The sequence below is a fragment of the Streptomyces sp. NPDC033229 genome (assembly GCF_055576875.1).
The window spans coordinates 1-1,050 of sequence record NZ_JBVIQR010000219.1; the positions used below are offsets into that span (position 1 = coordinate 1).

At 56.1% G+C, this 1,050-nt stretch carries 1 rRNA gene; it reads left to right on the forward strand.

Going from position 1 to position 1,050, the window contains the following annotated elements:
• Nucleotides 1–1,029: ribosomal RNA gene (locus tag ACZ53N_RS37515) — 23S ribosomal RNA — on the forward strand; the annotation flags it as partial.
• Between the last annotated feature and the right edge of the window lie 21 nt (nt 1,030–1,050).

The window sequence follows — 1,050 nt, forward strand, 5'->3', positions numbered from 1 at the left end:
GGCGAAGCTGAGAACTTAAGCGCCAGTAAACGGCGGTGGTAACTATAACCATCCTAAGGTAGCGAAATTCCTTGTCGGGTAAGTTCCGACCTGCACGAATGGCGTAACGACTTCTCGACTGTCTCAACCATAGGCCCGGTGAAATTGCACTACGAGTAAAGATGCTCGTTTCGCGCAGCAGGACGGAAAGACCCCGGGACCTTTACTATAGCTTGATATTGGTGTTCGGTTCGGCTTGTGTAGGATAGGTGGGAGACTGTGAAGTCATGGCGCCAGCCATGGTGGAGTCGTCGTTGAAATACCACTCTGGTCGTGCTGGATGTCTAACCTGGGTCCGTGATCCGGATCAGGGACAGTGTCTGGTGGGTAGTTTAACTGGGGCGGTTGCCTCCTAAAGAGTAACGGAGGCGCCCAAAGGTTCCCTCAGCCTGGTTGGCAATCAGGTGTTGAGTGTAAGTGCACAAGGGAGCTTGACTGTGAGACCGACGGGTCGAGCAGGGACGAAAGTCGGGACTAGTGATCCGGCGGTGGCTTGTGGAAGCGCCGTCGCTCAACGGATAAAAGGTACCCCGGGGATAACAGGCTGATCTTCCCCAAGAGTCCATATCGACGGGATGGTTTGGCACCTCGATGTCGGCTCGTCGCATCCTGGGGCTGGAGTCGGTCCCAAGGGTTGGGCTGTTCGCCCATTAAAGCGGTACGCGAGCTGGGTTTAGAACGTCGTGAGACAGTTCGGTCCCTATCCGCTGTGCGCGTAGGAATATTGAGAAGGGCTGTCCCTAGTACGAGAGGACCGGGACGGACGAACCTCTGGTGTGCCAGTTGTCCTGCCAAGGGCATGGCTGGTTGGCTACGTTCGGGAGGGATAACCGCTGAAAGCATCTAAGCGGGAAGCCTGCTTCGAGATGAGTATTCCCACCCCCTTTGAGGGGTTAAGGCTCCCAGTAGACGACTGGGTTGATAGGCCAGGTGTGGAAGACCGGTAACGGTTGGAGCTGACTGGTACTAATAGGCCGAGGGCTTGTCCTCAGTTGCTCGCGTCCACTGTGT